This window comes from Paludisphaera soli (assembly GCF_011064595.1).
Taxonomy (GTDB): domain Bacteria; phylum Planctomycetota; class Planctomycetia; order Isosphaerales; family Isosphaeraceae; genus Paludisphaera; species Paludisphaera soli.
Genome location: NZ_JAALJI010000019.1, coordinates 64,900 through 78,448, shown reverse-complemented (window position 1 = coordinate 78,448; position 13,549 = coordinate 64,900). Strand labels below are relative to the sequence as shown.

Sequence of the window (13,549 nt, the reverse complement as noted above, 5' to 3'; positions counted from 1 at the left end):
GCCGCGCCGCTTTCTCCGGACGTCCGGGGAAATCCCGTAGCAAACCCGCCCCAAGCCGGTAAATCCTGGATGAGGCGGAGGGAACGACGGGACGGAACTCGGGGAAACGCGGCAGGATGATCGGAACAGTCCACGGCCTGCAGGACCTTCTCGAAGTCGGCGCCACCGGCCGATTGTCCGACGGCCAGCTCCTGGATCGCTTCGTCGCCCGCCGCGACGAGGCGGTCTTCGGGGCGATCGTCGACCGCCACGGCCCGATGGTCTGGGGCGTCTGCCGGCGGATCCTCCGGGACCACCACGACGCCGAAGACGCCTTCCAGGCGACCTTCCTCGTCCTGGCCCGGCGGGCGGGCTCGGTCGCGCCGGCCGACAGGCTCGGCGCGTGGCTCCACGGCGTGGCCCTTCAGACCGCACTGAAGGCGAGGGCGAATCGGGCCCGACGCCAGGCGCGCGAGGCCTCCGGCCGCCACGCGCCGGAGCCCTCGGAGACGCCCCGCGAGCCGGGCGACGACCTCGCCGAATCGCTCGACCGGGCGCTCGCCGGCCTGCCCGAGAAGTACCGGACGCCGATCGTCCTGTGCGACCTGGAAGGCCGGTCCTACGCCGAGGCGGCCGAACATCTCGGCTGGCCGATCGGCACGGTCTCGGGCCGCCTCTGCCGGGCCCGCGCGATGCTCGCGAAGCGACTCGCCCGCCGGGGCGTCGCCCTCTCGGCCGGCGCGCTCGTGAGCCTGTGCCGAGAAGCCGCGTCGGCGACATTCCCGGCGTCCCGCCTCGCACCGCTCCTCAGGGCCGCGAGCCTCACCGGCCGCGCCTCGTGGACGGCCCTCGTCTCGGCCGAAGCGGCCGCGTTATCCCAGGAAGTTCAAGGAGGAATGTTGATGACCAAGTTCAAGACGACCGCGTTGGGCCTGCTGACGGCCGGGATTCTCGCAACGGGGATCGGGGTGCTGGCGCAGGGGCAGGACGAGAGTCCGACGACTCAGGAGACGCCCGCCCCGAGGCCCAGGTCGAAGGCCGCGCAGACGACAACTCACTATTACGTCGGGGACCTACTCTTCCCCGATCCCAGCATGCCCCCCGTGCTGGTGCACACCGCCGATCCGAGCGAGCCCCCAGTGAGTCGACCTCAGGTCGATATGTCCCCGATCATCGAGCTGATAACGAGCTCGATCGAGCCGGACCATTGGAAGGCCGTCGATGGAAGCGTCCGCAACATCACCCCCTTCTTCCTGAGCATCAGCCTCATCATCCGAGCCGAGCCCGAGGTGCACGAGCGGGTGTCGGCCTTGCTCATGGGACTCCGCCGATTCTCGGAAAGGCATGCCGCCGCGTCCGGGGTGTCGGGCATGTGCTTCCGCAAGACTTTCGCAGTCGGCGACCTGCTGAGATCGCCGGACGACGCCCCCGGCCGACCCGACCGTTTGGATCGACAGGCCCTGATCGAAATGATCACCTCCACGATCCATCCGCGATTCTGGCAGCCGACCGACCAGGGCACCATTTACATCGTGTCGGGCCCCGAGGTCGACACCTTGACCGTCTGCCACACGCCCGTCGGCCATGAGCAGATCGAGGCCCTCCTCACGAGCCTTCGCCGGTTCCGCGACGCGCAGACGGGCGAACCGGCTGCGAAGTGACGAGGCTCTCTCGTGGTGCGGGCAGCCCGTCCGGACCAGCCCCTCGATCGGACTCCTTCGCCGGGTGCCACGGGTTCGGAGAACCCGTGAATCGGCGTCGGGCCGGTCCTGAAGCCGTCGCCGAAATCCTCGGCCTGTCCACGGGTTCTCCGACTCCGGGGTGTCTGAGGGCTTTCCGGCGCGACTCGGTGGTGTCGAGTGAGGGGTGGCCTAAATTTCGCGAGATCCGTGATCCGGGACCATGATCAACCTGGGGGCATCTCGCGCGGGCCAGGCTTGCCGACGCCGAGCTCGGCTCGCCGTGGCACCCGAAGATCGCTTTCCGCATCCCGACGGCGTCGGCTCGGCTACGTGGAAAGCGCGCCGAACGAAGCCAATTCGGTGTGCGAACCCAAGTCTTTTCAAGACATGAATTTAGATCGCATGAGCCGACCAAACACCGCGCGCAATCGAACCCAATCGAAGCCGATCCCCGGGCCGTCGCAGGCCCGACCGTCGATTCGGAGGTTCGACCCCTTCCCGGTGGTCCGAGCGTCGACCTCCATTCACGCCAGCCGAGCGGTCGCCCCGCTTCGCGACTTGTCAGGAATCCCGACGAGGCGAATGATGGATCCGGTCCCTTTACCTACAACGGGGCGGGCGGGTCGACTCCCAGGCCGACGGGCGAGGGGCGGTGCGGGATGGCGCAGTCTATGGGGCGGTGGCGGCTGCTGGCGAACCTCGCGTTCGCGGCGCTGGTGCTGGCGGTCGCGGGGTTCGGCCTGGTGCAGGTCGCGAACCGTCGTTGGCAGGTCCAGCCGACGTTCCACGTCCGCGCGAAGTTCCCCAGTGTCGTCGGGGTCGAGCCCGGCCACCGGGTCCGCTTCCAGGGGATCGACGCCGGCGTCGTCGAGAAGGTCGTCCCGCCTTCGAAGCCCGGGGACCCGGTGGAGCTGGTGCTGCGGATCGACGAGACCCTGCACCGGCTCGTCCGCGAGGACACCACCGCGCGGATCGCCGTCGAGGGGATGATCGGGGCCCGCGTGGTCGACCTCAAACCCGGCGAGCCCGACGCCCCGGCCGCCGTCGAGGGCTCGTTGATCCGGTCCGAGGAGCCGACCGACCTCGCCGACCTGATGCGCCAGGCGGGCGAGTCGCTCAGGAAGTTCGACGCCACCGCGAAGGAGGCCCGGAGTGGGCTGGAGCACCTCGCCGCCCTGGCGAGCGACGTCCGCGACGGCAAGGGGAGCCTGGGCAAGCTGATCCGGGACGACTCGGTCTACGACAACCTCGTCGCCCTGACGAAACGTGGCGAGAAGGCCGTCGAGACGCTCGACGACGACCTCATGGCGATCAAGCAGACCTGGCCGATCTCGCGGTACTTCGAGTCGCGGGCGTATTACGAACGCGACCGCGTCCTGTATCGCCCCGGGTCGGCGCGCGAGAGCCGGTCGCTCCGGGCCGAGGAGCTGTTCGAGCCCGGTCGCGCGGCCCTGACGCCCGTGGGCAAGACCCGCCTCGACGAGGTGGCTCGGTGGTTCCAGAAGACCAGCCGGCAGAAGTCCGAGGTGGTCATCGCCGCCTTCACCGACCCCCAGCTCGACCCGGACCTGGCCGAGACGCTGACCCAGGAGCAGGCGGACGCCGTCCGCAAGTACCTGGTGGACCAGCACGGCATCGGCTCGGCCGGCTGGTTCCGCAAGCGGAAGGTGGCCGCCGTGGGCTTCGGCGGCCAGGCCCCGAGGCTGGCCGAGAACGTCGACCCGGCGCCGGCGCGGCGGGTCGAGATCATCCTGTTCACCCCCCAGGCCTGACCCGCGGCCGGCGGGCGTCTCGCTCCGTTGACGACGCGCGCGCCATGCGGTAGGGTGACGTGCACCGGACGTCCCGGTAAGCATCCCGCGCGCCGAGCCGAGGAGATCGATCCCCGTGGCCTCCTTGTTCGTCATCCAAGGGGCCGATCAGGGCAAGCGATTCGAGTTCCAGGCGAGCCCCGTCTCCCTGGGACGCGACAATTCGAACGCCGTGCGGCTCCACGACACCGAAGTCTCGCGCCGGCACGCCGAGATCCGGCTGGACGACGACCTCTATCGGGTCTTCGACCTGGGCTCGGCCAACGGGACGTACGTCAACGGCCACCTCGTCGACCAGGCCTCGCTGCGCACCGGCGACCGGCTCCAACTCGGCCAGACCGTGATGCTCTACAACGAGGGGCCGCTCGGCGCCCGCCGCGACCTGACGGCGCGGGTGGACCTGCTCGCCAAGAGCAGCCCCGAGGACCGCTCGGCCATCCTCCGGAGCATCCCCTCCGACGAGGGCTCGCGCGTCCTCCAGCAGCCCGACGGGGCCGCCGGCTGGCTCCGCGAACGGCTGATGAGCCTGTCGGTCATGTACCGGGCCACCCAGGCCGTCAGCCACATCCTCGACGTCGACTCGCTCCTGCCCCAGGTGCTCGAACTCGTCTTCGAGTCCATCGGCGCCGACCGCGGCGCGATCCTCCTGCGCGACGAGTCCGGCGTCCTCGTCCCCAAGGCGGTCCGCTGGCGGTCCACCGTCGACGCCGACGAGCGGATGACCATCTCCAGCACGATCACCGACTACGTCCTCGAACAGGGCCAGGGGGTCATCACCACCGACGCCCCCGGCGACACCCGGTTCGGCCCCGCCGAGTCGATCCTCGACCTGCGCATCCGCGAGGCCATCTGCGTCCCCGTCCAGGGCCGCCACACCACCCTCGGCGTCCTCTACGCCGACATCCAGGCCGACGGCTCCGCCCTCATCCCCCTGGGCAAGCCCGGGCGCAACGGCAAATTCTCGCAGGACCACCTGATGCTGATGGTGGCGATCGGCCACCAGGCCGGCCTGGCGATCGAGAACACCACGTTCTACAACGACAAGATCCAGGCCGAGCGGCTCGCCGCCGTGGGGCAGACGATCGCCACGCTCTCGCACCACATCAAGAACATCCTCCAGGGGGTCCGGGGCGGCAGCTACCTGATCGACCTGGGCCTCAACGAGAAGGACGAGTCGATCGTCCGTCGGGGCTGGACGATCGTCGACAAGAACCAGACCAAGATCTACAACCTCGTCATGGACATGCTCTCGTTCTCCAAGGACCGCGAGCCGGCCCTGGAGCCGACCGACCTGAACGAGACCGTCGGCGACGTGGTCGAGCTGATGCAGTCCCGCGCCGACGAGTTCGAGGTCAAGCTGGAGTGGAGCCCCTGCGAAGGCCTCCCCAAGGTCTGGGTCGACTCGGACGGGATCCACCGCGCCGTCTTGAACGTCGTCACCAACGCCATCGACGCCGCCGAGGGATCGACGAACGCCTGCGTCACCGTCTCGATCGAGCACGACGCCGACGCCGGCCTCGTCCGCATCCGCGTGAAGGACACCGGCCGGGGCCTGGAGGAATCCGACGTCCCGGGCATCTTCCAGATCTTCGCCAGCAGCAAGGGGTCGCGCGGGACCGGCCTGGGCCTCCCCGTCTCCCAGAAGATCGTCCGCGAGCACGGCGGCGCGATCCACGTCTCCACCCGGCTGGGGCAGGGCTCCACCTTCACGATCGAGCTGCCGGCCCTCCGCCGACCCGAGCCCAGGGAGCACGCCGACGAGGGCGAGCCCCCCCCCGGCCCCCCCGAAGAGTGAGCCGGCCGCCGCCGCTCACGGGGCGGGCCTGGGCTCGGCGTCCGATCCCGCCGCGGGCTCGGGCGCGGGCAGGGCCTTGAGCTTCTCGAAGACGATGACGTGCTGCCAGGGGAGGAACTCGTGCGACGTCTTGAAGGCGAAGCCGCGGGGTTCCACCTCCCGGCGAGCCTGTTCGAGCGTCATCTTGTGCTCGGGCTTGATGGGGACCTCGGGATCCTCGCCTCGGAACTCGACCAGGACGAGCCGGCCGCCGGGCTTGAGCGCGGCGTGGAGGCCGTCGAGCAAGGTCTCCGGGTCGGAGCACTCGTGGTAGACGTCGACCATCAAGATCAGGTCGACCTCGCCGGCGGGGAGCTTGGTGTCGCGCTGGGTGGCGAGCAGGGGGCGGACGTTGCGGGCGCCGGCGGCGCGGGCGTTGTCGCGGAGCATCCTCAGCATCTCGGGCTGGACGTCGGTCGCCAGGACCACGCCTTTCTCGCCGACGCGGCGGGCCAGGCGAAGGCTGTGATAGCCCACGCCGGCGCCGACGTCGGCCACGGTCATGCCGGGGGCGATCTCGAGCGCGTCGAGCATCGCCTCGGGCTGCTCTTCCTCGATGCGGGTCTCGCGGTAGAGCCACTCCGAGCCCTGCCACGACATGACGTCGGCGATCCGACGCCCCATGTAGAAGCCGGGCCGGTCGCGGGGCGCGGCCTTCGGTTTCGCCTTGGCCTCGCCGGACGACTCCGGGGCGGGCTGCTGGGCCCTCGCGGCGGGAGAGGTAAGGAGGGCGACGGCGCAGAGGGCCGCCGTCAGGAGTCGTCCGGTCGAGTTCGTCATGGTGTGTGTCGCTCGGAGACGGTCGCGAAACGTGGTTGCTCGATCGATTTCACGCCCTTCCCCCCTGGCGGGGGAAGGTGGCCCGAAGGGCCGGATGAGGGGGGGGCGAGCGAGACGACTCTCGGAGTTCCAGCGGGCCTTCCGAGGCCGTGGGGCATGCGGGCGGGGCTACGAAATCCGCAACTCCCCGCGAGCGTCCCCCCCTCATCCGACCCCTGCGGGGTCTGCCTTCCCCCGCCAGGGGGGAAGGCGTCGGAACGTCGGCCGTCGCTCAGTCGCCGAAGGCGTAGCGGACGATGCAGTAAAGGGCCTGGAAGCCGTCCTTGACCCCGATCTTCTTCCCTTCGCGGTAGGTCCGGCCGTGGTAGGAGACGGGGATCTCGTAGATCCGGCAGGCGCGGTCGCCGCCGTTCTCGTCCTTCATGCGGAACCGGGCTACCTTGGCGGTGACCTCGGGCTCGAAGCCGAAGCGGTCGCTCTTCAGGGGGATGTTCTGGATGATCTCGCGCTTGAAGAGCTTGTAGCACACCTCCATGTCGGTCAGGTTCAGGTTCGTGAACATGTTCGACAGGAGGGTGAGGACCTTGTTGCCGACCGAGTGCCAGAAGTAGAGCACGCGGTGGGTCTCGCCGACGAACCGGGAGCCGAAGACGACGTCGGCGCGGCCCTCGATGATCGGCTGGAGCAGCTCGGGATACTGCTCGGGCTCGTATTCGAGGTCGGCGTCCTGGACGATCACGACGTCGCCGGTGGCGTGCTTGAAGCCGGTGCGGAGTGCGGCGCCCTTGCCCCGGTTGACCTCGTGGAAGGCGATGGTCAGGTCGTCGTCGGTCTCGGCGAGTTTGCGGAGGACGTCGGCGGTGCCGTCCTTGGAGCAGTCGTCGACGAGGATGATCTGCTTGCGGATGGGGACGGCGCGGACGCGGCGGAGGATCTCGTGGATCGTCCTGGCCTCGTTGTAGACCGGGATGACCACCGAGAGGACGAAGTCGGGGGGGATGGGGTAGACGCCGATCTTGCGGCAGAACGACTCGCCGAGGTTCTTGAGCAGCCAGTCCCGGCGCTCCTCGTCGATGATGAAGTTCGGCTCGCCCGGGTCGTGCGAGTCGGGGTCGTCGTGGTCGTGCAGGCCGGGCCGGGTCGAGAGCGCGGGGTCGAACGTCATGATGGTGAACCTCCTGGGGTCGAATCCGCCGCGGTCGGCTCGGGAGGCGCTCCTCGCCGCCCGGGGCCCGGTGGGGCGCCGCCGCGGGCCGTCACGTCGCTGGGGGTGGTCCGGCGTTCATAAAATGATACGCCGACGGTCGGAGACAAGGGAAGTCGGTAGCCGGGGCGTCGGTCGGGTCAGGGTTCCTCGTAGTCGAGGTCGGGGCCGCGGACTGCGCGGCCGCCCGGCTTGCGGGCGGCGGCCCGGGGCGCGGGAGCCGGCGCCGGCTCGTCGTCGCGGTCGTCCGGGGCCTGGGCCACGTCGGGGGCGACGGCGCGGGCGCGGCCCTTGGCGCGGCTGGCGACCTCGGCGTCCAGGAAGACCAGGACCTCGGTGCTGCTGGGGGCGCCCAGCGGCGTGCCCAGCCATCCCCCCTTCTTGTCGATGACGCCGGGGTGGATGCCGCCGCTCAGGAGCAGGGTCTGCCCCAGCGGCCAGGTCTTGATCGTCTGATCGAGCCGGGTCTGGTAGGCGACCGGCACGTCGATCGACATCTCGCTGGAGCCGACCTCCCGGGGGGCGATGATCTTGGTCCGCTGGAAGGCCTGCACCGAGTTGACCGTCAGGTCGACCGCCGCGTCCACGGCGTCGCCGTCGTAGGTCAGCAGGGGGCTGAGCCGCAGGACGATGGATTCCTCCAGCTTGTCGGTCTTGGGCTGGAATCCGGTCCCCGCCGCGCTCTCGCGCTGGATGCCGCCGGAATAGGTCCGGGGCTCGAACGTGCGGATCGTCAGGGTCTGGCCGTTGACGACCTCCACCCGCTGGTCGACCAGGCGGCGGAAGCCCTGCTGCATCTGCATCTGGGAGAGGACCAGCGCCGCGTCATCCATGCGGAGGGTCCAGATCTGCTGGCCCTGGGGACCGCCGCCGACCGGCTCAAGCCGCCAGTAGACCGTATGCCGCCAGCGGGTGTCCACCGCCGCGACGACCTGGATGTGCAGCGACAGGACGTCCTCGATCGAGTCGGTGAACCGCTCGACGACCTCGTCCACCTGGTCGAGGATCTCGGGGCTGTTGTAGGCCCGCACCTCGGTCTTGCTCGCCGAGAGCACGGCGGTCTTCTCGCCGTGCCAGTCGGCCGTCCCGGTGCGTCGGAAGATCCAGTCCAGGATCGCCTTCTGGGGCGACTTCTGCTCGGCGGCGACCTGGGTGTAGCGCGAGATCGGGTAGCGCCGCCACTGGAAGCCCGGCTCGTTGACGAACCCGGCCGGAGGCTGCCCGGCGGCGTCCAGGGGGTCGCCGGCATCAGACTGGGGCTCGGCCTCGGCCGGGGCGCCGACGGGGCGGAATTCCAGGTCTTCGCGAGGCCGGGACTTCGGCGTCCGACGCCGCTCCTCCTGGGCCCGGAGCCTCGTCGGCGCGAGGGCGCCGAGCATCGTCGTCAGGTGCAGCAGCGCGGTGCGGCGATCCATGCCACGAGGCCTCCTTGCCGGTTGGGGCGGATCCGGTCGGCTCGCGACGGCTGGGATCGGCCCGGGCTTCGGCCGCGACGCCGATGGACCCGACGCCCCCCGGCGCGATCAATCGACCGGAAACCTAGCAGACCTCGAAAAACGACTCAAGTCCAATCGCCGCCCGGCCGACGACACGCCTAATGCGGCGCTTGACGCCCAGGCCGCCCCGATGATCTAATCGGCCCGTCCGACGGGAGCCCCGGCGGGCCGGCCTCGGGTCGGCCCCGGAGCGGGGAGAATAGGGAAGCCGGTGCGAATCCGGCGCGGGGCCGCCGCTGTGAACGGCCGGAAGCGCGAGCCGCAGGGCCACTGCCGCGAGGTGGGAAGGCCGCTCGTCGCCAGGCCGTGAGCCAGAAGACCTGCCCGTCGAGACCCCATTGCCTGGGATGCTTCGGCCGCGAGCATCCGGCCGGGCGTGCACGCGGGCGATCCGCCCCCGGCCGCCCACCGGTGACGACGGCCCGCCATCCCCGCGCGGCGACCTCCCGCGCGTCTTCTCCTCGGAGTCTCCCCATGCGCCTCGCCGCCGCCTCGACGCTCGCCCTCTCCCTATCGCTGGCCTTCACCTCGGCACCCGCCCTCGCGGCCGACGTCTATAAGAAGACGACCTTCGAGGGCCTCCCCGGCCTGGCCGCGCCCGAGAGCGCCGTGAACGACGCCGGCCCCTCCGGCAGCTTCGACATCGACGGCAACGCATTCAACAATTACTTCGACGGCACCTTCGGCTCCTACTGGGACGGCTGGGCCCTCTCGAACCAGACCCAGCCGCTGAGCAATCAGCCCGACCTGGACTTCCTGAACCAGTACTTGGCGGTCCCGGGTTCCGGCGCGGGGGGTTCGGCGAACTACGCCGTCGCCTACTCGCCCGAGAGCGTCTACCGCACGAACTACGCGGAGATCGCCCTGGCCGACGGCCAGTCCGCCTACTCGATCGACGTGACCAACACCCTCTACGCCTACCAGGCGATCACGCAGGGCGACGGCTGGGCCCGGGCCTTCGGCGCCGGCGACTTCTTCCGGCTGGCGATCGAGGGCCTGGACGCCTCGGGCTCCCTGATCGGCTCGGTCCTCGTCACCCTGGCCGACTACACCGCCGCAGACCCGCTCGACTGGTACGCCCTCGACGACTGGACGACGGTCGACCTGACCTCGCTGGGCTCGGACGCCCGGACCCTCCGCTTCAACTTCGAGTCCACCGACGTCGGCCCCGACGGCGAGGCCCGCACCCCGCTCACCGCCGCCGTCGACAACCTGACCACCTTCGCCCCCGGCGCCGCCGTCCCCGAGCCCGCCTCGTGGGCCCTGATGGGCCTGGGCCTCGCCGGCGCAGCGGCCCTCGGCCGACGTCGCGGGACGAACTCCTGAAGCGGCCGTCGGGATTCGGACCTCTTCCGTTCCCCCCCTCGGTGGGGGAAGGTGGCCGAAGGCCGGATGAGGGGGACCATCAAGGCGGACGCATCAAGAGGCGACGGCGACTCAACGGACTTCCCCCCTCGCGGGGGAAGACAGACCGCGAAGCGGTCAGATGAGGGGGTGAGGCGCGCGGGGAGTTGTGGAGTTCGCAGCCCCGCCCGCACGGCCGACGGCCCGGGTTGACCCGCCGGATCGCCGACGGCTTTCGTGCCCGTCCTCCCTCTCATCGACCGCTGCGCGGCCCTTCCCGCGCCAGGGGGGAAGGGATTTGGATATCAATTCCTCTTCACGGCGGCCCCGGCACGCGGCCCTTGGGGCGGGCGTCGGGGTGAGGGGTCCGTCCGGCGTCATCGACGGCCGGCCCGGCTGATTCTCCAGGGGTTTTCGGGCTCGTCCCCCCCTCATCCGGCCTTGCGGGCAACCTTGCCCCGCCAGGGGGAAGGACGTTTGTTACATGCTCGGCCCGACGACTCTCGTCGCGGCCTACGCGGATCGTCCACGACGGTGAATTTATCAAGAGGCGAAGGCCATGACGTTCACCGATGCCCTGTCTATCATCCGAATGCACGCCGGGACCGAAGACGGGCCGAAAATGGCGACCGGCCTGATCGGGTCGCTGCGTCCCTACTGCGGGCTCGACGACCGGAACTTCGAGGAGGTCTTGGAGGCGATCGCGGCCGTCGCGGAGCACCTCGGATCCGGTCCCCTCGTCGATCGGAGCCTGGTGCACGCCTTATGGGACATGTGCCAGACCGCCCGGCTCTGGGGCGTGAAGGAGTCCGGGATGCTCCCCCGCAACGGCCTCATCACGCCGGACGACCGCCGCAAGCTGGCGACGTGGATCGACGTCATCGAGAGGACGACCCTGCGTCTCTTGTGGGGAAACGGCCTCCCCCTCGCGCTAAGCGCCTACGCCGGCGAAGTCGCCGAGGCGCGCCTCCCCGCCCCCGGGGAGCGGCTCGCCCCGCTCTTCGTCGCGGCGCTCCGCTCCGACGACGCCGACGTCAGGCTCGCCGCGGCGGGGGCGCTGGGCCGGATGGGGGCGGCGGCCCGCGAGGCGATCCCGGCCCTTCGGGAATGCGTGTGGGACGCCGAGCGAGTTGCGGACGCGGAGCGAGAGGTCGGCCGGGCGGCGATCCTCGCCCTCGAAACGATCGAGCGAGCGCTCGGGGACGCCGGGCCTTGATCGCGGCCCCGCCGGGAACCCTCCGGCGGGCTTGGGTGTCTTGCTCGGGATCGTACAATCGGGGATCGGATCGGACGTCCGTTCCGCGCGGGGGTCGTTGGCGGAGGAGGGGACTTTGGCGAGCGCCGAAACGGTCGGGGTGGACGGGAGACGGTTGGCCGAGGGGACGACGGCGGCGGTGCTGGTCGCGCTCAGCGTCTCGCACATGCTCAACGACGCGATGCAGTCGCTGATGCCGGCGGTCTATCCGCTGCTGAAGGACAAGTACGCGCTGACGTTCACGCAGGTGGGGCTCATCACGTTCACCTTCCAGGCGACGGCGTCGCTGTTGCAGCCGGTGGTGGGGCTGTCGACCGACCGCCGGCCGAGGCCGTTCTCGCTGGCCTTCGGGATGGTCTTCACGTTCGTCGGCCTGCTGATGCTCGCCGGGGCGAACCGTTTCGGGGCGATCCTGCTGGCCTCCGGGCTGGTGGGGGTGGGGTCTTCGGTCTTCCACCCGGAGGCCTCGCGCGTGGCGAGGCTGGCGTCCGGGGGGCGGCACGGCTTCGCGCAGTCGTTCTTCCAGGTCGGCGGGAACGCGGGGACGGCGCTCGGGCCGCTTCTGGCCGCGTACATCGTGATGCCGTTCGGGCAGGGGAGCATCGCCTGGTGCTCGGCCGCCGCGTTGACGGCCATCGCCATCCTCTACGCGGTGGGCCGCTGGTACGGCCGCAGGCTGGCCGACGGCCGGGCCGCCCGTAAGCCCGCCCACGCCTTCGGGCACTCGACGCTATCGCGGGCGCGCGTGACCTCGGCCATCGCGATCCTGCTGGTCCTGGTCTTCTCCAAGTATTTCTACATGGCGAGCCTGGGGAGCTATTACACCTTCTACCTGATGGAGAAGTTCGGCGTCTCGGTGCAGGCGTCGCAGCTCTACCTGTTCGTGTTCCTGGGGGCGGTGGCGGCCGGGACGCTGGCGGGCGGGCCGATCGGCGACCGGATCGGGTTCAAGGCGGTGATCTGGGCGTCGATCCTGGGCGTGGTGCCGTTCACGCTGATCCTGCCCTATGCGAACCTCTTCTGGACGGTCGTCCTGACTGTCCCGATCGGTGTGGTGCTGGCCTCGGCGTTCTCGGCCATCATCGTCTATGCGCAGGAACTCCTCCCGAGCCGGGTAGGGTTGGTGGCGGGCCTCTTCTTCGGCTTCGCGTTCGGCATGGGGGGCCTGGGCGCCGCCGTGCTCGGGGTGCTGGCCGACCGGACGAGCATCGAGTACGTCTACCACGTCTGCTCGTTCCTCCCGCTGATCGGCGTGCTGACCGCCTTCCTGCCGGACCTGAAGGCGAGGCCGGCCTGAGCCTCCGGGGAGAGAAGTCGATGAGTACGTTCCGAGTGGAGCCGATGACCCGTCGCGAGCTGGACCTGGCCCTCGAAGCCGCCGCGCGAGAGGGCTGGAACCCCGGCCGGAACGACGCCGAGTGCTTCTGGGCGATCGACCCGTCCGGGTTCTTCATGGGGGTCCTGGACGGCCGAGTCGTGGGCCGCGCCTCGGCGGTGGCCTATGACGACGCCTTCGCCTTCTGCGGCCTCTACATCGTCGAGCCCGAGTTCCGGGGCCGGGGCTACGGCTACGCGATCACGCAGGCCCGGCTGCGGCACGTCGGCGACCGCAACGCGGGGATCGACGGCGTGCCCGCGATGGTCGAGAAGTACGCCCGCCTCGGCTACCGCACGGCCCACCGGAGCACCCGATACGCCTTCACGCCCCGGAGGACGACCGAGCCCCACGCGGCGATCGTGGACGCCCGGCAGGTCCCCTTCGAGGCCCTCGCGGATTACGACGCCCGCCACTTCCCCGCGCATCGGGCGGGCTTCCTGGCGAGCTGGATCGCTCAGCCCGGCGCGGTCGCCCTGGCGTTCGTCGAAGGGGGCTCGATCGGCGGCTTCGGCGTGCTGCGTCCCGCCGCGACCGGCCGCAAGATCGGCCCGCTGTTCGCCGAGGACGGCCGCGTCGCCGAGGCCCTCTTCGCGGCCCTCGCCAACCACGGCCTGAACGAACCGATCTACCTGGACGTCCCCGAGCCGAACCGCGAGGCCCTGGCGCTCGCGCATCGCCACGGCCTGACCCCCGGCTTCGCCTGCGACCGCATGTACCTGCGCGGCGACCCGGGCCTGCCGCTCGACCGGATCTACGGGCTCACCGCGTTCGAAACGGGCTGACCTC

General features: G+C 70.5%; 10 protein-coding genes and 1 riboswitch. Of the genes, 7 read left to right on the top strand and 3 right to left on the bottom strand.

Annotated features, from left to right (window positions below; all coding sequences use genetic code 11):
• The first annotated feature begins 116 nt into the window (after positions 1 to 116).
• The 3 genes from G6O68_RS21380 (at position 117) to G6O68_RS21370 (ending at position 5,267) form a co-directional block, all read left to right on the top strand.
• Positions 117 to 1,640 carry an RNA polymerase sigma factor gene (locus tag G6O68_RS21380; RefSeq protein ID WP_165250683.1) on the top strand — a complete coding sequence of 508 codons (1,524 nt, stop codon included), beginning with the start codon at positions 117 to 119 and terminating at the stop codon, positions 1,638 to 1,640.
• A 680-nt stretch (positions 1,641 to 2,320) separates the two neighbouring features.
• Entirely contained in the window at positions 2,321 to 3,433 is a 1,113-nt protein-coding gene (locus tag G6O68_RS21375; protein WP_165250682.1) for an MlaD family protein, read from the top strand.
• Positions 3,434 to 3,548: 115 nt separating this feature from the next.
• On the top strand, positions 3,549 to 5,267 hold the full coding sequence (locus G6O68_RS21370; RefSeq protein WP_165250681.1) for an ATP-binding protein: 1,719 nt from the start codon (positions 3,549 to 3,551) through the stop codon (positions 5,265 to 5,267).
• Between the two features lie 15 nt (positions 5,268 to 5,282).
• Here G6O68_RS21370 and G6O68_RS21365 read toward each other — a convergent pair whose 3' ends face one another.
• The 3 genes from G6O68_RS21365 to G6O68_RS21355 form a co-directional block, all read right to left on the bottom strand.
• Positions 5,283 to 6,086 carry a class I SAM-dependent methyltransferase gene (locus G6O68_RS21365; protein WP_165250680.1) on the bottom strand — a complete coding sequence of 268 codons (804 nt, stop codon included), beginning with the start codon at positions 6,084 to 6,086 and terminating at the stop codon, positions 5,283 to 5,285.
• Positions 6,087 to 6,357: 271 nt separating this feature from the next.
• A complete protein-coding gene (locus tag G6O68_RS21360) occupies positions 6,358 to 7,251 on the bottom strand; it encodes a glycosyltransferase family 2 protein (protein WP_165250679.1) in 894 nt (297 codons plus the stop codon).
• A gap of 179 nt (positions 7,252 to 7,430) precedes the next feature.
• Entirely contained in the window at positions 7,431 to 8,705 is a 1,275-nt protein-coding gene (locus G6O68_RS21355; protein WP_206108172.1) for a hypothetical protein, read from the bottom strand.
• A 255-nt stretch (positions 8,706 to 8,960) separates the two neighbouring features.
• Positions 8,961 to 9,114: riboswitch (cobalamin riboswitch) on the top strand.
• Positions 9,115 to 9,260: 146 nt separating this feature from the next.
• Here G6O68_RS21355 and G6O68_RS21350 point away from each other — a divergent pair.
• The 4 genes from G6O68_RS21350 (at position 9,261) to G6O68_RS33350 (ending at position 13,545) form a co-directional block, all read left to right on the top strand.
• Positions 9,261 to 10,112: a DUF4465 domain-containing protein gene (locus G6O68_RS21350; RefSeq protein ID WP_165250678.1), complete on the top strand. Its 852-nt coding sequence runs from the start codon at positions 9,261 to 9,263 to the stop codon at positions 10,110 to 10,112.
• 577 nt (positions 10,113 to 10,689) lie between these two features.
• Positions 10,690 to 11,346 carry a HEAT repeat domain-containing protein gene (locus tag G6O68_RS21345; RefSeq protein ID WP_165250677.1) on the top strand — a complete coding sequence of 219 codons (657 nt, stop codon included), beginning with the start codon at positions 10,690 to 10,692 and terminating at the stop codon, positions 11,344 to 11,346.
• 115 nt (positions 11,347 to 11,461) lie between these two features.
• Positions 11,462 to 12,682 (top strand): MFS transporter, encoded by a 1,221-nt coding sequence (locus G6O68_RS21340; RefSeq protein WP_240911425.1) that lies wholly within the window; start codon positions 11,462 to 11,464, stop codon positions 12,680 to 12,682.
• Between the two features lie 20 nt (positions 12,683 to 12,702).
• Positions 12,703 to 13,545 (top strand): GNAT family N-acetyltransferase, encoded by an 843-nt coding sequence (locus tag G6O68_RS33350; protein ID WP_165250676.1) that lies wholly within the window; start codon positions 12,703 to 12,705, stop codon positions 13,543 to 13,545.
• The last annotated feature ends 4 nt before the right edge of the window (positions 13,546 to 13,549 follow it).

What these genes read in the sequence shown, in the direction of transcription:
- G6O68_RS21380 (WP_165250683.1), top strand. Translation starts at nt 117, where the DNA reads ATGATCGGAACAGTCCACGGCCTGCAGGACCTTCTCGAAGTCGGCGCC.
- G6O68_RS21375 (WP_165250682.1), top strand. Translation starts at nt 2,321, where the DNA reads ATGGCGCAGTCTATGGGGCGGTGGCGGCTGCTGGCGAACCTCGCGTTC.
- G6O68_RS21365 (WP_165250680.1), bottom strand. Translation starts at nt 6,086, where the DNA reads ATGACGAACTCGACCGGACGACTCCTGACGGCGGCCCTCTGCGCCGTC.
- G6O68_RS21360 (WP_165250679.1), bottom strand. Translation starts at nt 7,251, where the DNA reads ATGACGTTCGACCCCGCGCTCTCGACCCGGCCCGGCCTGCACGACCAC.
- G6O68_RS21355 (WP_206108172.1), bottom strand. Translation starts at nt 8,705, where the DNA reads ATGGATCGCCGCACCGCGCTGCTGCACCTGACGACGATGCTCGGCGCC.
- G6O68_RS21350 (WP_165250678.1), top strand. Translation starts at nt 9,261, where the DNA reads ATGCGCCTCGCCGCCGCCTCGACGCTCGCCCTCTCCCTATCGCTGGCC.
- G6O68_RS21345 (WP_165250677.1), top strand. Translation starts at nt 10,690, where the DNA reads ATGACGTTCACCGATGCCCTGTCTATCATCCGAATGCACGCCGGGACC.
- G6O68_RS33350 (WP_165250676.1), top strand. Translation starts at nt 12,703, where the DNA reads ATGAGTACGTTCCGAGTGGAGCCGATGACCCGTCGCGAGCTGGACCTG.